We start from the raw sequence: 20,899 nt of genomic DNA, 5'->3' as shown, positions 1-20,899 counted from the left end.
ACGCTCCAGCAGCCGCCTTTCCGGCATTCAAGGCAAGCCGGACACCCTGCCATGTCGCCCGGCCCCTCGCGATGGGAGGATGAGGCGCCATGGACGCGGGACCGGTCGGACGCGCGGTGAGGGCGGCGATGTTCGCCGTCGTCTCGGTCACGCTCGCCGCGACCGGACACGTCCTCATGTCCGGGGCCCCGCTTCCCTTCTGGGTGCCGGCCACCGCCTTCCTCGCACTCGCGGTCCCCGGCTGGTGGTTCGCCGCTCGTGAGCGCGGCCCCTGGCTCGTCACGGGCCTCGCCGTCGCGACCCAGGGCGTGCTGCACAACGCCTTCGCCGCCGCGCAGTCCGCCCTCGGAACCGTCGGGGGCACGGCCACGCAGACCGTCACCGGAGCGGGCGCGACCCCGACGGACGCCATGGCGGGCATGCCCCACATGGCGCACATGGACCACTCGGCCGCGAGCGGCGCGATGACCGGCATGGAACACATGGCCGGAATGGATCACACCTCCGCCATGGGCCACCTGGGCTCGATGGCCCACGCGGGCCACGACATGGCCGGGATGTCCTCGACGGGGATGCTCGCCGCGCACGTCCTCGCTGCCCTCGTCTGCGGCGTGTGGCTGGCCCGCGGCGAACGCGCCGCATTCCAGACCCTGCGCGCGGTCGCGGGCCGGCTGCTCACTCCCCTCCATCCCCTCCTCACAGCGCCGTTGCCATCCCCGCGCCGCCGGCTTCGCCCCCACCGGGGCCTGAGCGACCGGCTGCCGCTGGGCCTGCGGTGCGCTCGCGCGCGGGATCGGCGCGGGCCGCCCGGGGTGCTCGCCGCGTTCTGAGAACGCGGCAGGCATTCCGGAGGACGTACACCCCTGGCACACGACCGGTCGCCGACCGGCCCGTCGCCGTCCCCGCACGCAGCGGGAGTCCTCCGGCACACCCGGCTCCGAAGGGCACGGGTGCCCCATTCACCGGAGACCCGGACTCGTCCCGTACACCGCCACGCGCACCGTAACCGCGGCGCGCGGACCCGCGACGTATCCGGACGTCCGGGTGCCGGATCGATCCGTGAAGGACACACCTGGCGATGAACACCACACATCCCGCCCCGCGCGGGTCACAGCGCGCCTCCGTCCCGCGCGACAGGACGGCCGAGGACACTGTCTCCACCGGCTGGGCGCTCGCCGCCCGCGCCGGGGACCGCGAAGCTGCCGACGCCTTCGTACGGGCCCTGCACCGCGACGTCGTGCGGTACGTGGCCCACCTTTCCGCCGACCCACAGGCCGCCGAGGACCTCGCGCAGGACACCTTCCTGCGCGCGCTGCGCACTCTGCACCGCTTCGAGGGCCGCTCCTCGGCCCGTACCTGGCTCCTCACCATCGCCCGCCGCGCTGTCATCGACGACTTCCGCAGGGCCGCCGCGCGTCCCCTGCTCGCCGACACCCGCGACTGGCGCACGACCGTCGAGCGCACTCAGCCGACAGGGCTGCCCGGCTTCGAGGAAGGTGTGGCACTCCAGGAACTCCTGGCGGCGCTCCCGTACGACCGCCGACAGGCATTCGTCCTCACCCAGTTGCTCGGGCTCTCCTACGCGGAGGCCGCCCGCGAGGCGGACTGCCCGGTCGGCACGGTCCGCTCCCGAGTGGCCCGCGCGCGTACCGCCATGACCGCACAACTGGAGCGCGACGAGCCAGAAGCCATGGCGCAAGCCGCCTGACGCATACCGGGGCCGCTCCCACGCCGGGGCGGCCCCGGCCGTCCGCGTGCGACGCAGCACGCCCCCTTGGTAGTCGGCCCCGAACCGTACGCGGTTCCCCGGTTACGCGGAGGGATGACACACCCGCCAGGCCGGTCTGGCAGCGCGTGAACACGGGTATACCCGCCCCGTTCAAGGCCGCCGCCGAGCGAGCGGCCCCGGCGGAAGGTGCCCCGATGACCCACGACTCCCACGCCCCCGACCTCACCTCCCTCGAACCCGTCGCCACGTTCTGCGGGAACTGTGACTGCGGCTGCCCCCAGCTCTTCGTGGACCCCGCTGCGAGCGAGGACCGCCGCATCGTCCTCACCGACGACTTCGGCCAGCGCGTCCAGATGAGCGCGACCCAGTTCGCCGACCTCGTCACCGAGGCGAAGGCCGGCAGGCTGGACGCGGTGACTCCCGCCTGAGGACCGACGCCGGGACCGACCGCCTGCGCGACCCAGCGACACGTGCCACTACGTGCCATTCAGCGCGGCGAACGGCGGTCAACACGGGTCCTCAGTGGTCGCCGTCGGACGGCTACCACTGAGGACTCCCTTGCAGGCCCGAGGCCCATTCGCCCCTCAAAGGCCGGGTGATTCCCAAGCTCAGAGCCCGAGTTCGATTCTCGTCACCCGCTCTTCCGCTAAGCCCCCGGTCAGCGACCTGAGGCCTCGTCGTTGCCCAGAACTTGCAGGGGCACCTGAGACGGTACGCGGACGACGGCCGAGCCGTTACGGAAGGCTGTCGCCGACTTCGCAGCATCCGTGGCCTGAGGATCCCCGTCGACACGGGCTCAGCCGCGCGGACGGCCGGTCCGGGTCAGCTCTGTCGTTTGAGTTCGCGCACGGCTGCGGGCAGTGCGAGGCACAGGGCGAAGGAGGTCGCGAAGCCGCCTCCCCCTGCCAGAACGACGTCAGTGGCGCCAACGCCTGACCGGAGTACCAACAGGCTCACGGCGAGGCCGACCACCATGGAGCAGGCAACGTACAGCGCCAGCCACAGCTGCCACGTACGTCCGGAACAGGCTGTCGATTCGGGCATGGACTCGATCCTTTCGAGGGTCACGGGCGAGAAGGAGGTAGGACGGGTGGGAAAGATCAGCGGTGGCAGGCCGTCACAGCGGCTCGACCGAGCCGTGCAGCAGGTGTTCGGCGAGTTCGGCCCGCAGCCGACCAAGTGCCGAGACGTACGCGGCATACGCATCGGCGCGTCGGCCGAGCTCACCGAGAAGATCCACGCTCCGCCGCTGCTGCCCGATCGGCGGAAAGCGCACGGGAAGGTGGCCCAGAGCCGCAGAGCTCAGCGAGGGGGCTGCCGTGGCCGCGGCACGGTGGGACATCCACTCGCGCGCGTACCGGAGGCCCAGGTACGCGTGGAGGTACAGGGGGTCGATCTCGGCATTCGGACGTACGCGCAGACGCATCACGTTCGAGCTGAGCAGCCATCCGGCCTGTGGGCCGGAGACCAACGCGGGTTGCTGCTGGGCCCCCGTACGCACGCAGACGATGTCGTTGGGGAGCAACTCGAACTTCTTGAAGCGCTCGGCCGTCTGCCACGGCACGCGGTTCTGTAGTTCGTCCGCGATCTTCCCTCCGACGAGATCCTGCGGGAAGACAAGGGGAATACCCGCGTCCGCCGTGCGTGCCTCCGCTGGAAGGCGGGTGTATGACGGACCGGGCCGGATCTCGCACAGGTCGTTGAGAACTGCCGCGTTCCAGCCGACGGGTCCCGAGGCCGTGCGGTAGCCGATACCCGTTTCCACCGATCGCTGCTCCAGCGGACGGAGCATGTCCGTATGCCCTGCCGCCTCCTCACTGGCTGCGCGCAACTGGGCCGCAACGGGGGCAGCGCCGTAGTTTCCGCCCCCCAAGTAATCGGCGGGGCGCAGCGAGCACTCCTCGTCGGCGATGACCGCGCGGGCCACGACGACAGCCGAAAAGCCCCGGTCGGCAGCGCGCGCCGCGTACTCCTCACCGTCCGGGCAATGCTCTCCGTCGAGCCACGGGCGGACCACGGCCGTGATCGCATCGCAGTCCGTGTCGCGCAGCACTCGCCGACGCCGGACCTTTGTGCCCAACTCCTGGGCATCGACGAACAGGACGTCTTCTCTCACCGGATGCTCCACACGTCGCAGCAACCACAGGGAAACCGGCACGGGCGTCGCGGAGAAGAGATGGGACGGCAGCGTGATGACGCACTCCACAGCCCCACTGCGGACAAGGGCACGGCGGATCTCGCGCTCGGCGATGTTCACCGAGTTGCCTGCCTTCACCGGCATGACCACCGCGGCTCGACCGCCGAGTACCAGCGCACCAAGGACATACTGCACCCAGGCGAAATTGTCGTTGCCCTGTGGTGGTGGTCCGTACGGCCAGTTTCCCGTCCGGCGCCCGGGGCCGGGTGCGTCGCTCATGTTGAACGGAGGGTTCGTCAGCACCACGTCGGCACCGTGTTCGCGGTTCGGTGGCCATCGGTCGGACCGGGTGCTGGTCAGTTTCGGTCGTACGCCGAGGTGGAGAAGGTACAGACTCGCGACCGCTTGCAGCCGGCTGTCGAGGGTCTCGCCGTACACGGTCCCCCGCGCGCCTCCGATGTGCCGGTACGCAGCCGCCAGCATCTCTCCGCCTCTCGTGTAGGGGTCCAGCACCGTGGCCTCCTGCCCCGGGGTCAGTACAAGTTCCGCAGACAACGAGGCCAGGCCCACCGGGCTGCAGAACTCCGAGCTCTGCAGCCCTTCCCGGGCGCTGAACGACTCCCACACGAGCTGGAACGCGCCAACGCCTGCGCCGGCCGCCGTCCGTACTGCCGTGGTGAGGTCGTCCCAGCTCCGCGGTTCCAGTTGCAGCAAGCTGCTGCGCATGTCGGTGCGGTCGCCGTTCCGGCGCAGCGTGTCCTGGGCCATGTCGCCGAGGGAACGGAGCAGCGATTGCACGTCCCGGGCCCCTTGACCTGCCGACATGGCGTCCTCGATCCGGCGCCACTGGTCCGGTTCCGCATGTCGTACGTACATCACGATGAGACAGAGATTCACGAAGTCCGCCATCGTCGCCGGGCCTCGGACCCGGTCTGCGAGTCGGCCCATCAGCTGATCGACGGCCTTCTTGTCCTCGGTCCCGGTGAGCTGAGCGCTGCTCCCCGCAGCTGGCGGTTCCGCAGGCGGTCGGTCACCCCTGTTCCGGCGGAATCGGTCGGCGTACGTGGTTCCCGCCTGCTCCTCGTCGAGCAACTGGGATTGAGGAATGGTGCGGTTCACCAGCCACCGCGCGATCTCGGCCTCGTGGAAGAGCTCGGTATCGCCGGAGCGCACAGGGGTGGGAAAGTCTTTGTGCCGCCGGGCCCAGTTCGACACGGCCGGGCGCCTCACGCCCGCGCGCTCCGCGATCTGGGTTCGGGTGACAAGACCGGTTTGTTCATCGCGTGCCAACTGCATGATGGCTCCTGGCGGTTGGGCCGGTTGAGCTTCCGATGTGAGGACCGTACGAGAAAGAAGACACGCGGACCAAACGCGCATTCACAGTGCTCACTCTGTCCGCCTGGCGGAGCGGTAGGCGACCTACCCCGCCACGATCACAGCAGAGACGAAAAAAATCACGTGAAAACGGGCCAAGCAACGCTCCTGCGACCGGACCCTCCACCCAGATTCCTCGATTACATGGGTTAACAGAATTCTCGAGTCAGTCTCCTTGCACGTCAGTTGCGTGCGGGGATACCGAGGAGGGCGACAGCCACTTCGGCGTCGAGCAGGACACCTTCGAGCCCACTTTCGATGGGCGAGTACAGGCGATTCCTCCGTACCGCGCATCGCGGTACGAGAGGTGGAGACGGCCGTGCAACTGGTTCCTTCTTGTTCCGTACACCCCTCGGGGCGAAGGACGTTGAAGGCATCGACGGTGACTCAGCACTGCCGGGGGTCGACAGGAAGTCAGGGGAGATTCTTGTGACGACACGCCGCAATGGCGCATGGGGGCCAGGCGCCCGGATCTCGGCGGCGGGCGACGCTCGCGGGTCTGGTCGGTGCGGTGGCCGGTATCGTCGCGTACTCCGTCAGCCAGACCAGTGGCCAGACGCTCTCGATCGTCGTGGGCGGTCTGGCGGGCATCACGCTGGTGCTGGGAGCCGTCGGTCCCGAGCGCGAAGCGGAACTCGTCCGCGCGCTGCGCGCGGAGGGGAAAGGTCGCGGCTGTAGGGGGACGGCGTCAACGACGCGGCGGCGCTCGTCGGAGCCGACCTCGGCCCCGCGACAGGCACCGGCACCGTTGTCGCCATCGGCACCGCCGACATCACCCTCGCCCGCCGCGCCCTCGCCACCATCCGCGGCAACCTGTTGTGAGCCTTCGGCCACAACGTCGTCGTCCCACTCGCCGTGGCAAGCTTGCACAACCCGATGGACGCCGCCGCCGGGGCAGCGGGCCGGTCTCTCTCGCAGGAGTGGTGTCTGCGGACCGAGCAGCTCAACGTCGGCTCTTCCTGGATAATCGATGTATGGCATCACAGCCTCGTCCTTCCGATCTCCGTCGTGCCAAGTTCGCCCGGCGCCTGCCCGCAGCGCTCTCCGAGCTTGCCGGTCCCAAGCACGGCCCGGTACGCCTGCCGCTCCGCCTTGCGTGGTCGGGGCTGACCACGTTCGACCTCGATCGGCCCCGGCTGCGGATGAGCTACTACCGCATCGTCCTGGCCGAGGGCCAGCACGACGACCTGGTCCAGTACCTCGACCAGGACCTTCTCGTCGGCCTGTGGCCCACACTGCGCACGCTGGTCAGCCGGGATGTCCGTGAGGTCTGGGAGAGCGCCTTCGACGAGCTGGCCGACAGCGCTCGGGCCGCTGCGTGAACCTCACCGGCCTGCACCGCCGCTTGCTTGCAGACGTGCTCGCCGTGGGCGGCGCCTACTCTCTCGCGCTCACCGGCGGCTACGCGGTCCAGGCGCACGGCTTGGTCGACCGCCTCAGCCAGGACCTCGATGTCGCGACCGAGAACCCAGATCGTATGGAGGACATCGCTACCGTCGTGCGCACCGGACTGGAGCAGCGCGGATGGCGCGTAGAAGCCCTGGAGACAGACCCGCTGTCCGCACGTCTGATCGTCACCGACCCTGCCGGCCGCGAAGAGTGCGAGGTCGACATCCTCAAGGAAGCGCTCTGGCGACCCCCCGTGCACACCGAGCACGGCTTGGTGCTGACCGTGGACTCGCCAGGGATCTGATCGACGTACAGGCCGCCACGGAGCGCTGGAGCCACGTCGAACTCGAAGAGCTCGGACGACGTCATGCCCGCGACTCCTTCGATCTCAGCGAGCTTCAAGCTCGGCTGAGCGGAGCCGACTGGATCGACGACACGGAATTCGCCGCCTATGGACTCGGCGAGCAGGCAATCGCCGGGCTGCGCCAGTGGGCACAGGCATGAGCCGACGACATCGGGGAACGACTCCACGAGCTTGAGGCCCCGCACGAGGACTGATGGCCTCACGGATGCGACCGCTCGACCGGAATGCGGTTCGCAAGAGGCTGCCAGCCACTCGGTCGCCGTGCCCCATCCATGCCCTTCGGGGCGGACATCAGCGGTCAAGCTCGGCGCCCAGAGACCGCGCCGATCTCGCGTCTCAGGGCCAAATGTGCAGGCCAGAGGCACTTCGACCGTGCAAGCACCAGTGATTCGCAAGCTCAGAGCGCGAGTTCGATTCTCGTCACCCGCTCCATGACGAAGGCCCTGGTCAGAGACCAGGGCCTTGTTTGTTGTCTGAGACCTGCTCCATGCGTCGCGTGCCACGCCGTGCCAGACCCGGGAGTCCGCCGCTGCGCTCCGAGCCCGTACGAGCTGGTCGGCCGGTCCGTGTCCGAGTACTGATCGGCAGTGTGGCGCTGGACCGAGTGGAGAGGGACTGGCCTGTGAGCCGCGGGACTCCCTCCTCCACCACGAACACCAGCCCGTCAGACTCTTCCCCCCCACGAGCGGTCGAGGAGCCGCTTTGAGCTCCATGCGGAGGACGGCCGGAAAGTGAATCGCGCGCACATTCACTGTCGACTTGGTGCCGCCCTCGCCACGGCGGCCCCATGTTCAGTCCCGGGGCAGCCTTGGCGAAAGTTCTATTCCGAAACCACCGGTGAATACTATGACATCAAGGGCGTCCACTCCGACTACCCTCCATTCAATAACGTGCGCGACAAGTCCCAGCCGTTCAAGGATGCGTACGACCCGGCCAATAATGAGGCATGGGTCAATAAACAGCTGGCGAAGCAGATCGAAAAGCGTTGACCTATAGTAATTATTGACATCCGGAATGCAAATCAAGCAGCGATCGACGGCGTCAAGGCAGCTATTGAAAGCCGCGGTTGGGGAGATCGTGTCATCTGGTACCCGTAAGAACTGGAAGCCGATCGTGCTCCCCACTGATCCGGAAGCCACGCGGCAACTGCAGGAATGGCTTGCCTCGGGGGAGTACAACCTCAACGGCATGGAGCGTGACTTCCGGGGCGCCGACCTCTCGGGCGGGGACTTCTCGAATGCATGGTTCACCGACGCAATCCTGGTGGGCGTACGACTTGTCGGCACGTCCTTCTACCGGGCCGACCTTCAGTCGGCCGATCTGACCGGAGCGGATCTGACCGGAGCGGATCTCATCAGGGCGAACCTGGACGAGGCCGTGCTCCGATCGGCGCGGCTCGACGGGACGGACATGGTCCGGGCTTCGCTGTGCGATGTCGACGCATCGGGAGCGAGCTTCCGCAGAACACGGTTTCTCGGCGCTTCGCTGATCGACACCGATATGAGGGGAGCGGACCTGACTGATGCTGTCCTTGACGAGAACTTCTTCGAGATCAAAGTCGACGACGCTACAGTGGTGCGCGGCCTGACCGGCACCACTTTCGGGCCGATCACCGTCTTCAGTGGCGAATCGTCCCGAGAGCTGGCCGGCGCAGAACTCGAGGCGTGGATCGGTGCGCGAGGCGGACAGGTGCGGGTGATTCCTCCGCGCCGCCCATCACAATAGGGCCTGACACGGCCCATTAGCCGGAATCCATGAATTCCGCAGCAGGTGACTGGTTTCGCTGAGCTGTGGACGAGACCACCAACGCGCGCTCCCGCAGTTCACAAGCTACACATGGACCGAGCACCGGGTGATTCCCAAGCTCAGAGCCCGAGTTCGATTCTCGTCACCCGCTCTTCCACGAGGCCCCAGGTCAGCGATCTGGGGCCTCGTCGTTGCCCAGACTTCTCTCTAGTGCCGCGACCGGCAATGTTTGCCCGGAAGGAGCGTCGTCCAGTGCGTGCGATCGCAAGGCGGTCGGAAGTCCTTGTAGCGGAGCTACCAGGGCTTTTGGCCAACGCGGCGAGCGCGCGCTGGGCGGCGCGACGGGGCAAAGCTTGCCGGGAGGGGCACTAGGCGTCGCGGACCAGCGCACCGCCTGGCCCCTTGTTCTCGTAGGTTCGGGCGAGTATCCCCACCATGGCGGCCATGGCCTGGCGGAGTTCGGGCGGTGCAACGACCTCGACATCCCCACCGAGCCTCAGCAGCTCGCCGCAGGCGTGCTCGGTGCCCTCGACCGGGATGACCGCCTCGACCCATCCGTCGTCGCCGACGGCGGTCGCGGTGGAGTCGACTGCCCGCACCACCTCCGGGGGGACGTTGTCGGGCAGGCGCCGGCGTCCCCGGGGAGACAGGCGGACGGTGGCTGTGCCGGTGTAGCGGCGAGCCTGGAAGTCATCGAGGTAGGAAACCCAGTACGCGCCCAGGTCGAAGTCCTGCGGCCGGTCGAACCGCTCGTCGCCCAGCACCGCGTCGAGGACTTGGGCGACGCGGTACGTCGCGGTCCCCTTGTCGGTGGCGGCCACGAGGTACCAGGTACCGGACTTGAGTACCAGGCCGTAGGGGTGGAGGTGGCGATTCACCTCCTGCGGGGCGCGCCAGCGGCGGTAGCGCACATCCACCGCACGCCGGGTGAGAACCGCGTCGACGAACAAGGGGAGATGCGGTATCTGTTCGGGTTCCCGGTACCAGCCGGGGGCGTCCAGGTGGAACACCGCCGCGGCCCGTGCCGCCTCCTCGCGCAGTCCTGCCGGCAGCGCGGCCAGAAGCTTCAGCCGGGCCGCCGACATCTCGGCCGTGAATCCCAGGTCGGCGGCGGGCCCGGGCAGTCCGGCAAAGAACAGCGTCCGCGCCTCGCCTTCGCTCATCCCGGTGAGACGGGTGCGGTAGCCGTCGAGCAGCTGGTAGCCGCCCCCGCGCCCCGGCTCCGCGTAGACCGGGACCCCTGCGGACTGCAGGCGCGCCACGTCACGGTAGGCGGTGCGCACGGACACGTTCAGCTCGTCGGCGATTCCCCGCGCGGACATACGGCCCCGCGATTGCAGCAACAGCAGCACCGAGAGCAGTCGACTGGCAGACATGCGCGCATTCTCCTCGGAAACCCTGACAGCACCTGTCACACAGCTCCCCTACCGTCGAACCACTTCCCGGCTACGGCCTGACAGGCCGGAAGCCCTGCACGGAGAACATCGGACAGGAGTCTTGCTGTGCCACCCACCGAACTCGTCGGCCCACCGGCCGTGATCGAGCTTCGCCAGTACACGCTGCGTCCCGGTCGGCGCGACGAACTCATCGAGCTGTTCGACCGGGAGTTCGTCGAATCCCAGGAAGACGTGGGGATGAGTGTGCTCGGCCAGTTCCGGGACCTCGACGATCCGGACCGCTTCGTCTGGTTGCGCGGATTCCGGGACATGGAGGCGCGCCATCGCGCGCTCACGAGCTTCTACGGCGGACCCGTCTGGGCCGAGCACGGTCCGCAGGCGAACGACACCATGCTCGACTCCGACGATGTCCTGCTCCTGCGCCCCGTGTCGGCCGGGGGCGGCTTCACCGGCTCCCTGTCCGGGCGACCCCCGGTCAGCGCTACGATGCCTGACCGGTTCATGTCCGCCACCGTGTGGTCCTTCCCTCCCGGACGGCAGAACGCCATCGCGCTGATCCGGGACGGCCTCCTCCCCGCGCTCCAGGAGACGGGGCCCGCCCCGCTCGCCTTCCTGACCACCGAGCACGCGCACAACACATTCGCCGCGCTGCCGGTCCGCGCCGCCGAGAACGTCGCCGCGATCTTCACCTCGTATCCCGACGAGAGTGCGCACTGTCGGCACCTCGCCGACATGCAAGCCCACCCCCTCGCACGGGACGAGATCCTGCCGGGTGTCGAGCGGGAACAGACAGCAGCACCTCAGGTACTCCGGCTCGGGCCGACCGGTCGCTCGCTGATCTGACTCCGAACCGGTGCCTCGCGAGAGACGGTCGAGGGCGCCTGCAGCGAGGGCCTCCCTGGGTGGCTTGTCGCTTCTCCGCCCGGGCGGCATTCGTCAGTGGCCGGGTTCTGCTGTTCATGCCTGTCTGCCGGTGCCGGGAGGGCGGGTCTTGATGTCAGTGCGGGCGCGCCTCACTCACCGTACGGGGAAGCCGAAGGAGTACCCCTGCTCCTTCAGCCAGGGCAGGATCTCGCGCAGAGCGGCCAAGGTCTGGGAGCGATCCCCTCCCGCGTCGTGGAAGAGGACGGTCGGCCCGTTGGAGATCTCGCTCTTGACGGTGGCGACCATGGCGTCCGCACCAGGACGCTCGAAGTCTTTGGTGTCGACGTTCCAGCCCAACGGCCGCATTCCCCGGGACGCGGCGAGCTGCCGGCTGTACGGGGTGAAGGCACCGCCCGGGGCCCGGTAGTACTGCGGCCGGACGCCTCCGGACGCCTTGGTGATCATGCGTTCGGCATCCAGGATCTGCTGGGACTGGTAGGCCTCGGACTTGGTGTCCATGGTGGTGTCGTGCGAGACAGTGTGGTTGCACAGCCGGTGCCCGTCTGCCACGACCGCCTTGACCAGGTTCGGGTACGCCTGGGCCTGCGTGCCCACCATGCAGAACGTGGCCTTCACACCGCTGTCCTTCAGCAGTTGCAGCACCTGCGGCGTCCAGACCGGGTCCGGTCCGTCGTCGATGGTGATGTTGACGCCCCGGGCGCCGCGGTCCGAGGCGTGCGCGATGTCCGCCGCCACCTTGGTCACGGTCCGGTCCTGAGACCGGGCGTCCGGCGTTGAGACACGCGCTTGCGGCTGCCGCACTCCGGCGGTGTCGGCCTGCGCGGTCCACACCGAGGTGGCAGCGGCCACCGCCGTCACCCCGAGCGCCGCCGCCAGAAGCCTGCTGTGCCATCCCCTTCCCTTGTGCCTTGCCATGTCCACCCGCCCCTTTGTTGTCTCCGCCGATGCCGTTCCCTCATGAAGACATACGAACGCCTGTACAAGATCCCTCTGTTACCGACCGCGGACGAATCCGCAGGGGGCCGGCGACAATCGCAGGAGCTCCGCGACAGATGAGGGGGCGCGACGGCCTCGGAATGGTGCCGGCGAGGAACGGCAGCACCTCGGCGCCCAGTTGCGCTTCACCGACGCCAACGGCACCTGCGATTCACCCACCACGGGGACTGGGCCGACGTCATCACCAGCGCGATCGAGCGACTCGACGCCAACCCCGGTTGATCAGCAGATCCACCTGTCCCGACAGGCTCTGAACCATCCCACCGGAAACATGGACCCCGGCGCCCACCCGACGCGGCAATCGGGCCGGCGGCCTGCCCATACACCCCGACAAACGAAGAAGAGCCCGTCAGCAACCTGACGGGCTCCCGCGAAAGATCGAGACTAACCTGCCATCAGGTCAGATCGTCGGTGTGTCATCGACGATCTCCTTGTGCGGTTCGACAATGAACTTCCAGCCATCGCTGGGCTCCAGGAACCGCACTCGGGTCGGGTAGATGTCCAGGGCACGGCGGTCGCGGTTCTGGCTGTTCGTGTTCTTCCGCCCCCGGGCCGGCTCCTCGTAGAGGTCGACCTTGACGTCCGGCACCGCGACGGCTTCCTCGCTCCAGCGCTGAACGATCCCCGCGCCGAACGCGTCCCGTGCGGCGGAGTAGAGCGACTCCAGGGATTCCTTGCTCCCGTCGGGCACGAAGAGGGCAAGGTTCAGGAGGACGCCGGCGCTCTGGAGAACCTCGATTTCTTCCCCCGCCTTGTCGGCAATCCAGACCCCCCGCTCTTCGAGATTGTCCGGGAGGACATGAATTTCCTCGCCGAAGATCGTCCTCGCAGTGAAGGACCCTCCCTCGAAATTCTTACCCGGCTTCACAAGGGAAGCCGGGGCGTAGCAGTCGAGAGGAAGGCCATCCATCTCCGCCGAGACGAAGATGTCGTCCTGGAGGCCCAATTCGGAGACCTCTCCGGCCGTAAGACGTCGAGCCGTAACCTTCTCGGTATTCACGCCATTCCCCTTTTTTCGCGGCGTCCTGTAAATTCATTAGGACTATATCATGAAAACGAACAGCCAGTCCCTTTACGCACACCTTCGCGCTCACGACAGCACAGTCAATCCTCCGCGTAATTTCTTCCGATAGAACAGCGGGCAAATCCTCTCGAATCACCCGGCGAAACTCGGCGTCATATCCTCCGTCCTCGTGCCCCGTCCGCGCCCTTCGGAGCGGTGGACAGCGGTCCGTCGAGGCGCCGAACATCCCACCGACCGCGCCCCTGATGCTGAATAAGGTGAGGTCAAAGCACGCATGAACGCCGCAAGCGCCGCTGCTTCCCAAGCTCGGAGCGCGAGTTCGATTCTCGTCACCCGCTCCGTGACGAAGGCCCTGGTCGGAGACCAGGGCCTTGTTTATCGTCCAGACCACTTTATGACACATGCCATTCGCGTGCCATAAGGGCCCTTCCGGCCTGCATCAATGGCACAACAGTCGATTCACTGTCGGCCTGACAGCACGGCGCGGCTGAGCGCGCCAGGTGGCCCCTGTGTACCCGGGTTGGCCAATTGGTACTCCGGTTGGCCAATTGCGCGCGACGCTTTGACGGGCCGCTCGGCGAAGCCCGAAGGTTTCGCCACAGAGGCCGTGGCGAAACCTTCGGGCTGCGGGGTGCATGTCAGGGAAGGTGAGAGGTGTTTGGGGCTTCCGGCCTCCCGCCAGGGCGTGTCAGCCGCCCAGGATGGCGTCCTCGACATGCGCGGCGGCGTTGGCCTGGCCGCGGGTGTTGGGGTGGACGAGGGCCCACGTGTTCGGGTTCTCGTTGTCGCCGAGACGCTCCTTGACGCCCTCCACCCACTTGTTCTGGCCGAGAGCGCACACGCTGTGGCCCTTGCTGGATGAGTAGATGTCGACGTAATGGTCGCCGTGCGCGGCGGTGGTCTGCCGGATGACGGTGTTGAGCGGCTGGAGGACCTCGTCACGCAGCCAGTTCAGGTCCGCGTGGCGGATGGTGGCGAACTGCAGGGGGTTGCCGTAGAGGCAGTAGGCGGCGCTGTCGGGGATGACCACCGGGTAGCCGACGGTGAGGACCTTGGCGAAGGGGGCCCGTGCGTGGATCGCCGTGAGCATCTGGTCGTACTCGGCACGAACGCGCTCAAGACGGGCTTCGATGCTCTCCGTGGTTCCGGACGTGTAGTGGTCCTTGCACGGGCGGGAGCCGATGGTCCCGCTGGAACCGAGGCGGATGCACTGGCCGAGGATCTCACCGAAGCCGAGGCTGTTGCCACCGATGCCCACGGTTACCAGGTCGGTGCTGGGGGACAGGGCGTCGATCTGTGGGGGGACCGGGGGGAAGGGGTAGTCGGGGTCGTGGATGTCGACCACGCCGGGGATGTGCAGCTCGTAGCCGATGGGCTCCTGCTCGGTGCGGTAGACGTCGGCGATGGTCGCGTTGCCGCAGCTGACGTTGCGCAGATGGACCAGCGAGCCCAGGTCCCGCCTGATGACCTCGGGGTAGGACTCGATGGTGCGCTGACAGCCGTCACGGGGCTCCTCGAACGGACCCGCCGCATGGATGACGCCGGCGGTGTAGGAGTCGCCGAGCGCGACCCATTCCAAGGATGACGCCGCCGAGGCCGGAGTGGACAACGCGCTGGCACCGAGAAGGCAGAGAGCCGCGGCGGCTGCCGCTCCTGCCAACTTCGTACGGAATCGGGGCATGCTGAATCTCCATCAGGGCGGGGGAACGGAGCGTGGACAGGACGGCGCCTCGGTAACGAGAGGCCGCGACCTTCACGGAATCACTGTAAGTGATAGCAGCAACACTGAAAGTGACGCAGCAAATCTTGATCTTCTTCTTGCGCCGAAGCAACTCGCTGCATCGCGTGTCGAGCGCATAGAAGGGCCGGACGGCAAGGTGAGCCCTTTCCAACCTGCGACGTCGGGTTGCCCGTTGGCCCGCCGCGTCGCCGAAGCCGTCAACCTTCCGGCCGCCCTCGCCCCCGCCCTGGCCGAGACGGTTCAGACCGCCCCGACGAAGGCGTTCGTCCTCCTCGACCTCGACGGAACATCGCTACCGATCCGACCGCATCGCCGCCGACCGGCCCTTCTGCTCAGATCCTCGCCGCCGCCTCCGGCCGTCTGCTGCGGGCCTCGTCGGCCCTGCCCGGCGCCGTCCACGACGTTCGCGCCCCGGCGAGCACGGCATTGTCACCGCTCTCGCCCATGCAGGCACCCCTTGCCGGGCCGACAAGGGGTACAGGGATTCCACGCGAAGATCCGGGCTCTCGTCGAGCAGGCCGTCGCCGCCCTGAAGTCCTGGCGGCTCAACCTACGCACCCATGCCGTCAGCCCACCGCCGTCCGCACGGATGCGGTCAGCCCTCCCGTTCGATCCACTCGCTGCCGCCCAACGGGTAGTCGTAGCCGGGTCGGCCGGTGTCGGCGCTTGTGCGGAACGGGGTGCCGCTGCTGTCGATGCGCACCGTGCCGCGGCGGCCGCCGCTGGACCAGTCCAGGCTGAGGTCCCAGCGGACGGCGTGCGCCCTGGTGTGCGCGGTGATGTAGAAGACCTCCGGGTCGGACTCGCTGACCTTGTACGGGAAGTCGAGTTGACCGTTCTTGACGGTGACCGTGGGGCTGCCGTTGTCGAGGTCGATGTCGAACGACTTGGTGCCGACGCCGCCCCCGCAGCCGACCCCCATCGAGTAGTCGTTCCAGGCGAGCGGCGCGCCCTTGGCGACGACGCGGACGTGCAGCGCCTCCAGGACGACCGTGTCCTGCCCGGTGCCCTGAACGGTCAGGGCCACCCGCTGCTCCCCCGAGGAGACCGCGCCGTAGGCGGCGGCCCAGCGCGGCGCGTCCTGCTCGCTCGCGGGCGGGCCGACCTGCTCGGGGGCGCTGTCGACGAGGAAATGCTGGCTGCACGGGTTCTCGTAGACGTAGGGGCGGGAGGCGACGTTGAGCGGTACGGCGGCGCCGCCGCCGGTGGGCTCGGCCGCGCCCTGCGCGCCGTCGCGCTTCGAGGTGCCAGGGGTGGATCCGGCGCTGGAGGCGGAGGCGGACGGTGTGCGGCTCCCCGCGGTCGGGGAAGGCCTGGCGGAGTCTGACGCTGATGGCTCCTTGGCGTCCGCCGTGCCGCTGGCCGCGACGGTGACATCGGCTGCACGCCGGTCCCCCGCGTCGTCTCCGCCCCGGCCGAAGGGCACATTGACGGCGAGCACCACGGCTCCCAGCACGGCGGCCACCGCGACGGAGGCGATCAGCGCGTTACGGCGACGCCGTGGCGGCGCGGGATCGCGCGGCATGTCGACGACAACCGGCCCATCGTCTCCGCCCGGTCCGTGCGTCGACGCCGCGTCGGCCGAATCCGCCGGCGATCCGGTGACCCTCGTCTCCGGCGAATCGGTTCCACGAGCCACCCCGGCTGGACCGGCCTCCTGGGCCGAACCCGTCGCCGCAACCGGCTCCGCGGCGGCGTCACCCGCGTTCCTCGCCCCCGCCGCCGTGGTCTGGTCCGGCCTGGGCCTTCGTGCCGCGTCCGCCAGGATCCAGTGCCGGTGCAGCTCCACCAGCTCCTGAGGCGTCGCTCGGCACACTCTCGCGAGGCGCTCCGCCGGTGCGTACTCGGTGGGCAGTGCGGTGCCGTTGCAGTAGCGGTGCAGCGTCGATGTGCTCATGTGGAGCCGCTTGGCCAGCGCCCCGTAGCTCAGCCCCGAGCGGTCCTTCAGCTCCCGCAGCAGTGCCGCGAACTCGCCCGTCCCCCCGGCCTCTTTCGCCTCCGACATTCGTTCCACGATCCCCCCATGTCCCATTCACGCGTTCCAGGGGCGCCGCGTTTCCCCTGATCAGAGCCCATTCCAGTGTTTCAGTGTCCCGAAACCCCCGCAGTCCATGGCGGCCGGGACGGATCACCCCACAAGCTCCAGTCATCCAAGCACCACACCCACCCGAACGCCGAAGGGGTACGACCACATGTCGAGCATCCGGAACTCCCGCACCCGCCTTCTGGCCGCCGCCGCGACCGTCGCGCTCGCCGCCCTCTCCCTGACCGCGTGCAACGACGGGACGGGCGTGCAGGACGAGGGTGCGTCGGCGGAGTCCTCCACGAACGCCTCGGCCTCGGCGCCCGCTCCCGAGCCGTCGGCGCCCACCTCCGGGTCCTCCGACCGAGACTCCTCCTCCGGCGACGCGAAGCCGGCCACCATCAACTCGAAGCCGGCCGCGCATGCCGCCGCCCCGAAGGCCCCCGCCTCCTCCGGCAGGACCGTCACCTGCGAGGGCTCCAACACCAAGACGGTCGCGGCCCCGCTGAACCGCCCCGTCAACCACATGCTCCTCACCGTCACCAACACCGGCAGCAACACCTGCTACCTGTACGGCTACCCGGCGGTCCGCTTCGGCGAAGCCCAGTCGGTGCCGCCGGTCATCGAGGACTCCAAGCCGCAGGCCGTCGTCACTCTGAAGCCGGGCGAGTCCGGCTATGCCTCCGTGAGTCTGTCCGCCACCGACGGCAGCGGCGCCCACGGCCACACGGAGAAGTCCCTGGTCGTCTACTTCCACGGCCGCTCCGGCAATGAGAGCGTCGGTGCGGGCGCCCACCCCTCCCTGCCCGCCAAGGGCGTGTACGTCGACGACTCGCTCAAGGTCACGTACTGGCAGCAGTCGATGGACGACGCCGTCGACTGGTGATCACGACCACCGCTTCGCGGCACAACGCCCCGTTGCTCCGATCCCCCAGCCGTAGCCGCAGCCGTGGCCGCCATGGGGTCGGCGGTGCCGTTCAGGCCGGGCCGGACAGCTTGGGAGTGAGCAGTTCCAGCGCCTCCTCCCAGCGGAAGCTGTCGGCCCCGCCGTCGGCCTTGGGCTGGTGAGGTTCGTGCGAGCCGATCAGGACACCCATCCCACGCAGCCGGTCCAGGCTCGACCGGTACGCCGGGTGGGCGGCCTGCGCCGAGTTCAGATACGGGAGGACGGCGGTCGGGATGCCGAAGCCGTACGCCTCGCACAGGATGCCCAGGGCCAGGGTGTCGGAGCTGCCCGCCGCCCACTTGTTGATCGTGTTGAAGGTGCCCGGGGCAACGGCGATGGCATCGGGGGGCGGCAGCGGGCGAGGGTCGCCCGGCAAGCGCCAGGCCGAGCGAATCGGGTATCCGGTCTGTGCCTCGACAGCCTTCGCGTCGATGAAGCCGAGGCCCTGCGGGGTGGCGACGACGCCGACGTCCCAGTTCGCTTCCTGGGCCGCCGTGATCAGCTTGCCGACGTCTGCGGCGATTCCGGCCGCGCACACGACCACGTACAGGAAGGGCTTCTCGGTCCGCTGGTCGGACTGATCGCTCACGCGGGGCTCCCGGTCGACGGCTGAAGCGATGCGGTTCAGGCAGCGTACGGCGGCGGTCGTGGGCAGCCCTGCCCGCGGATCGACGAACGGGTCACCGGGCAGGCGGCAAAGTCCGCTGCGGAGCCACTCAAAGGGGCTTGACCGCTCGGCCGCAAGTACGCCGTCGCCGCCACCGTGGCCGAAGTGACACTTCGCCGGCAAGGGCCGGTCGCGCTGTTGACGTTCGACAGCGACGACATGACAACACCAGGCGGACCGCGGTGGGCCGGAGGCCGGTTTTGCGTGGATCGCTCGGTCGACGTCTTGCCCCGGGAGGCGTGCACCGGCCGGCCCCGACCGGACGCTCCGCGTCGCCGCCGGGCCGGACGGACCGCTGCCACGGTGTCGGGACCGCGCCGGTCAGGTGAGGACGACGGGCTTGCCGCTGAGTGCGACGCCTGCCTGGTGCAGCTCGGTGATCGCGGTGCTGGTGGTGTCGGCGGCGACGCCGGCGGTGTAGTCGAGGAGGACCTGCACCTCGAAGCCCGCTCGCACGCCGTCCAGCGCGGTGGCCTTCACGCAGTGGTCGGTGGCGATGCCGACGACGTCGAGGTCGGTGACATCGCGGGCGCGCAGCCAGTCGGACAGTGACGTGCCGTCCTCGGTCGCCCCCTCGAAGCCGCTCTTCGAGGCGGAGTGCGCACCTTTGTAGAAGACCTCTTCCACGGCGCCGGAGGTGACGGCGGGTGCGAAGTTCGGATGGAACTCGCCTCCCTCGCCGCCGACGACGCAGTGCACGGGGAAGGAGTTCTGGAAGTCCGGGTGTTCGGAGAAGTGGGCGCCCGGGTCGATGTGGTGGTCGCGGGTGGCGACGACGTGTGCGTACTGCCCGTCGGCTTGTCGGATCAGGTCGGCGATGGCCACGGCCCGGTCCGCACCGCCTTTCACGGGGACGCTGCCACCTTCGCAGAAGTCCTTCTGCACGTCGACGACGATCAGAGCACGGCGCACGGAAAAGCCCTTTCCTCGGGGGAACCATTGCCTGCGTATGCTCGCGCCTCGGGCGGCCGGTGGACGTGGCACGCGCCGCCGTTCACCCGATCGGCATCCCTGGCCAGAAGGCGTGGGCCTCGTCCGTGATCCCCGGGTGTCCGGACGCGGCCGTGGCCGCCGCGGTGGTCGCGATGTCGTCGGCGGCGCTAGCCTGGGGGGAGCAGCGGCCGGTGACGGCTGCTGTACGGCGGTGGGGCCCGCCGTACCCGAACCGCGGGGCGCGCGCGCGAGCCGCCAACGGTCCCTGCTTGCGAGGGAGTGCGCCCGTGCGTGGGCGCCCGGCAGGTAGGAGACGTATGCCCAGGCAGGCCCAGTCACGCCGGGTGCCCCCGGCAGCGGTGACGGAGCACGGCGATTCGCCTGCCGGGCCCGGCAGGCGCGTCAGGCTGTCCCAGCGGCCGTGGTCGGTCCTCGCCGTGGTTTCCCTCGGGGGCACGATCGGTGCGTCGGCCCGGTACGGGGCGTCCCTCCTGTGGCCCACCGCTCCGGGCGGTTTCCCGTGGACGACGCTGGTCGTGAATGTCGTCGGTTGCGCGGTGATCGGTGTGTTCATGGTGGTGATCAGCGACGTATGGGCGGCACACCGGCTGGTGAGACCGTTCTTCGGTACGGGGGTGCTGGGCGGATTCACCACGTTCTCCACCTACGCGGTGGACATCCAACGCCTCGTCGCCCACGGCCGGGCCGGCGCCGGCCTGGCGTATCTGGGACTGACACTGTTCGCCGCCCTCACGGCGGTGTGGAGCGCGGTGTGGGCCACCCGCCGCGTACTGGCGTGGAGGCAACCATGACAGGACGGACGAACACGGTCCCGGCCCTGCGGCTGACGGTCCTCATCAGCGAGACCGACGGATGGCACCACAGGCCCGTGTACACGGAGATCGTGCACCGGGCACACCGGGCGGGACTCTCGGGTGCGAGCGTGTTCCGCGGGATCGAGGGGTTCGGCACCTCGTCGATGATCCACACCCAACGGCTGCTCTCGCTCAGCGAAGACCTGCCGGTGGCCGTCGTGATCATCGATGCCGAGGAGAAGATCCGCGCGTTCCTGCCGCTCGTCGAAGAACTGCTCACGGACGGCGGCCTGGCCGTCCTGGACCCCTGCGAGATGGTCCACCCCGAGGACGACGGGGAGCAGAACCCGTGAACTGGCTCCTGGTGATCGTCGGGGCCGCGGTCGGTGCCCCGCTGCGCTATCTGACCGACCGCGCGGTCCAGTCCCGGCACGACACCGTCTTCCCCTGGGGCACCTTCACCGTCAACGTGACGGGATCACTCGTCCTCGGGCTGCTGACCGGCGCCACCGCCGCCGGGGCCGCCACCTCCCACCTGCAACTCCTGCTCGGCACCGGGCTGTGCGGGGCGCTCACCACCTACTCCACCCTCAGCTACGAGACGCTGCGGCTGGCCGAGGACGGTGCCAGGTTCTACGCCGCGGCCAACATCCTGGCGAGCGTCGTGACCGGACTCGGCGCCGCATTCGCCGGAGTCTCCGTGGCCCAGGCCCTGTGGGCCTAGTGCATCGGC

The 20,899-nt window shown here is 68.8% G+C and carries 20 protein-coding genes and 4 pseudogenes; 15 read left to right on the top strand and 9 right to left on the bottom strand.

Translation table 11 applies throughout. From position 1 onward, the window contains the following. Positions 1 to 89 precede the first annotated feature (89 nt). The 3 genes from ABZ826_RS28935 to ABZ826_RS28925 all read left to right on the top strand — a co-directional run bounded on the left by ABZ826_RS28935 (position 90) and on the right by ABZ826_RS28925 (position 2,157). Complete coding sequence (locus tag ABZ826_RS28935; RefSeq protein ID WP_361454508.1) at positions 90 to 830, top strand: hypothetical protein; 741 nt, start codon at positions 90 to 92, stop codon at positions 828 to 830. A 248-nt stretch (positions 831 to 1,078) separates the two neighbouring features. After that, the gene (locus ABZ826_RS28930; RefSeq protein ID WP_361454506.1) at positions 1,079 to 1,708 is read left to right on the top strand and encodes a sigma-70 family RNA polymerase sigma factor; all 630 of its coding nucleotides are present in this window, start codon (positions 1,079 to 1,081) and stop codon (positions 1,706 to 1,708) included. Between the two features lie 215 nt (positions 1,709 to 1,923). Further along, the gene (locus ABZ826_RS28925; protein WP_361454503.1) at positions 1,924 to 2,157 is read left to right on the top strand and encodes a hypothetical protein; all 234 of its coding nucleotides are present in this window, start codon (positions 1,924 to 1,926) and stop codon (positions 2,155 to 2,157) included. Between the two features lie 394 nt (positions 2,158 to 2,551). On the opposite strand, the gene ABZ826_RS28920 is transcribed toward ABZ826_RS28925, so the two are convergent. Together ABZ826_RS28920 and ABZ826_RS28915 are read right to left on the bottom strand one after the other, a co-directional pair. Beyond that, positions 2,552 to 2,773 carry a hypothetical protein gene (locus tag ABZ826_RS28920; protein ID WP_361454500.1) on the bottom strand — a complete coding sequence of 74 codons (222 nt, stop codon included), beginning with the start codon at positions 2,771 to 2,773 and terminating at the stop codon, positions 2,552 to 2,554. 73 nt (positions 2,774 to 2,846) lie between these two features. Next, the gene (locus ABZ826_RS28915; RefSeq protein ID WP_361454497.1) at positions 2,847 to 5,162 is read right to left on the bottom strand and encodes an N-6 DNA methylase; all 2,316 of its coding nucleotides are present in this window, start codon (positions 5,160 to 5,162) and stop codon (positions 2,847 to 2,849) included. Positions 5,163 to 5,856: 694 nt separating this feature from the next. On the opposite strand from ABZ826_RS28915, the pseudogene ABZ826_RS28910 reads away from it, so the two are divergent. The 5 genes and pseudogenes from ABZ826_RS28910 to ABZ826_RS28890 form a co-directional block, all read left to right on the top strand. Further along, positions 5,857 to 6,131: pseudogene (locus ABZ826_RS28910) on the top strand (hypothetical protein); the annotation flags it as partial. 83 nt (positions 6,132 to 6,214) lie between these two features. After that, a complete protein-coding gene (locus ABZ826_RS28905) occupies positions 6,215 to 6,562 on the top strand; it encodes a transcriptional regulator (RefSeq protein ID WP_361454494.1) in 348 nt (115 codons plus the stop codon). Continuing rightward, positions 6,559 to 7,133, top strand: a pseudogene (locus ABZ826_RS28900) (nucleotidyl transferase AbiEii/AbiGii toxin family protein). Before ABZ826_RS28905 ends, ABZ826_RS28900 begins: the two are co-directional and overlap by 4 nt. Positions 7,134 to 7,724: 591 nt before the next feature. Beyond that, positions 7,725 to 7,982 (top strand): hypothetical protein, encoded by a 258-nt coding sequence (locus ABZ826_RS28895; RefSeq protein ID WP_361454491.1) that lies wholly within the window; start codon positions 7,725 to 7,727, stop codon positions 7,980 to 7,982. A gap of 25 nt (positions 7,983 to 8,007) precedes the next feature. Further along, positions 8,008 to 8,718, top strand: coding sequence for a pentapeptide repeat-containing protein (locus ABZ826_RS28890; RefSeq protein WP_361454488.1), 711 nt, complete (start codon positions 8,008 to 8,010; stop codon positions 8,716 to 8,718). A 389-nt stretch (positions 8,719 to 9,107) separates the two neighbouring features. Here ABZ826_RS28890 and ABZ826_RS28885 read toward each other — a convergent pair whose 3' ends face one another. Then, a complete protein-coding gene (locus tag ABZ826_RS28885) occupies positions 9,108 to 10,115 on the bottom strand; it encodes a transcriptional regulator (RefSeq protein ID WP_361454486.1) in 1,008 nt (335 codons plus the stop codon). Positions 10,116 to 10,241: 126 nt separating this feature from the next. On the opposite strand from ABZ826_RS28885, the gene ABZ826_RS28880 reads away from it, so the two are divergent. Beyond that, positions 10,242 to 10,979: an NIPSNAP family protein gene (locus ABZ826_RS28880; protein ID WP_361454483.1), complete on the top strand. Its 738-nt coding sequence runs from the start codon at positions 10,242 to 10,244 to the stop codon at positions 10,977 to 10,979. Between the two features lie 174 nt (positions 10,980 to 11,153). Here ABZ826_RS28880 and ABZ826_RS28875 read toward each other — a convergent pair whose 3' ends face one another. From ABZ826_RS28875 to ABZ826_RS28865, 3 genes are all read right to left on the bottom strand, one after another. Continuing rightward, positions 11,154 to 11,936, bottom strand: coding sequence for a polysaccharide deacetylase family protein (locus tag ABZ826_RS28875; RefSeq protein WP_361454480.1), 783 nt, complete (start codon positions 11,934 to 11,936; stop codon positions 11,154 to 11,156). 481 nt (positions 11,937 to 12,417) lie between these two features. Then, positions 12,418 to 13,017 (bottom strand): hypothetical protein, encoded by a 600-nt coding sequence (locus ABZ826_RS28870; RefSeq protein ID WP_361454477.1) that lies wholly within the window; start codon positions 13,015 to 13,017, stop codon positions 12,418 to 12,420. Positions 13,018 to 13,729: 712 nt separating this feature from the next. Continuing rightward, positions 13,730 to 14,722, bottom strand: a complete 993-nt coding sequence (locus ABZ826_RS28865) for an SGNH/GDSL hydrolase family protein (protein WP_361454474.1) — start codon at positions 14,720 to 14,722, stop codon at positions 13,730 to 13,732. A 238-nt stretch (positions 14,723 to 14,960) separates the two neighbouring features. On the opposite strand from ABZ826_RS28865, the pseudogene ABZ826_RS28860 reads away from it, so the two are divergent. Next, positions 14,961 to 15,329: pseudogene (locus tag ABZ826_RS28860) on the top strand (IS5/IS1182 family transposase); the annotation flags it as partial. A 48-nt stretch (positions 15,330 to 15,377) separates the two neighbouring features. Here ABZ826_RS28860 and ABZ826_RS28855 read toward each other — a convergent pair. Further along, on the bottom strand, positions 15,378 to 16,787 hold the full coding sequence (locus ABZ826_RS28855; RefSeq protein WP_361454471.1) for a helix-turn-helix domain-containing protein: 1,410 nt from the start codon (positions 16,785 to 16,787) through the stop codon (positions 15,378 to 15,380). A 187-nt stretch (positions 16,788 to 16,974) separates the two neighbouring features. On the opposite strand from ABZ826_RS28855, the gene ABZ826_RS28850 reads away from it, so the two are divergent. Continuing rightward, a complete protein-coding gene (locus tag ABZ826_RS28850; RefSeq protein ID WP_361454468.1) occupies positions 16,975 to 17,691 on the top strand; it encodes a DUF4232 domain-containing protein in 717 nt (238 codons plus the stop codon). 91 nt (positions 17,692 to 17,782) lie between these two features. Here the strand turns inward: ABZ826_RS28850 and ABZ826_RS28845 are convergent, their stop codons facing one another. Continuing rightward, entirely contained in the window at positions 17,783 to 18,340 is a 558-nt protein-coding gene (locus ABZ826_RS28845) for a flavoprotein (protein WP_361454465.1), read from the bottom strand. 84 nt (positions 18,341 to 18,424) lie between these two features. Here ABZ826_RS28845 and ABZ826_RS28840 point away from each other — a divergent pair. Further along, positions 18,425 to 18,583 (top strand): annotated as a pseudogene (locus ABZ826_RS28840) (DNA-binding protein); the annotation flags it as partial. A gap of 156 nt (positions 18,584 to 18,739) precedes the next feature. On the opposite strand, the gene ABZ826_RS28835 reads toward ABZ826_RS28840, so the two are convergent. Continuing rightward, complete coding sequence (locus tag ABZ826_RS28835; RefSeq protein WP_361454462.1) at positions 18,740 to 19,330, bottom strand: isochorismatase family protein; 591 nt, start codon at positions 19,328 to 19,330, stop codon at positions 18,740 to 18,742. A 338-nt stretch (positions 19,331 to 19,668) separates the two neighbouring features. Between ABZ826_RS28835 and crcB (ABZ826_RS28830) the strand changes: the two genes are divergently transcribed. From crcB (ABZ826_RS28830) to crcB (ABZ826_RS28820), 3 genes are read left to right on the top strand one after another with little or no spacing between them, the layout of a single operon-like run. Continuing rightward, positions 19,669 to 20,163, top strand: coding sequence for a fluoride efflux transporter CrcB (crcB, locus tag ABZ826_RS28830; RefSeq protein ID WP_361454459.1), 495 nt, complete (start codon positions 19,669 to 19,671; stop codon positions 20,161 to 20,163). After that, positions 20,160 to 20,519, top strand: coding sequence for a DUF190 domain-containing protein (locus tag ABZ826_RS28825; RefSeq protein ID WP_361454456.1), 360 nt, complete (start codon positions 20,160 to 20,162; stop codon positions 20,517 to 20,519). Before crcB (ABZ826_RS28830) ends, ABZ826_RS28825 begins: the two co-directional genes overlap by 4 nt. Next, positions 20,516 to 20,890, top strand: a complete 375-nt coding sequence (crcB, locus tag ABZ826_RS28820; RefSeq protein ID WP_361454453.1) for a fluoride efflux transporter CrcB — start codon at positions 20,516 to 20,518, stop codon at positions 20,888 to 20,890. The genes ABZ826_RS28825 and crcB (ABZ826_RS28820) overlap by 4 nt, the downstream gene beginning before the upstream one ends. Positions 20,891 to 20,899 lie beyond the last annotated feature (9 nt).

Source organism: Streptomyces sp. NPDC047515 (assembly GCF_040643055.1).
GTDB lineage: Bacteria > Actinomycetota > Actinomycetes > Streptomycetales > Streptomycetaceae > Streptomyces.
This window is presented reverse-complemented; position numbering and strand designations above follow the sequence as displayed.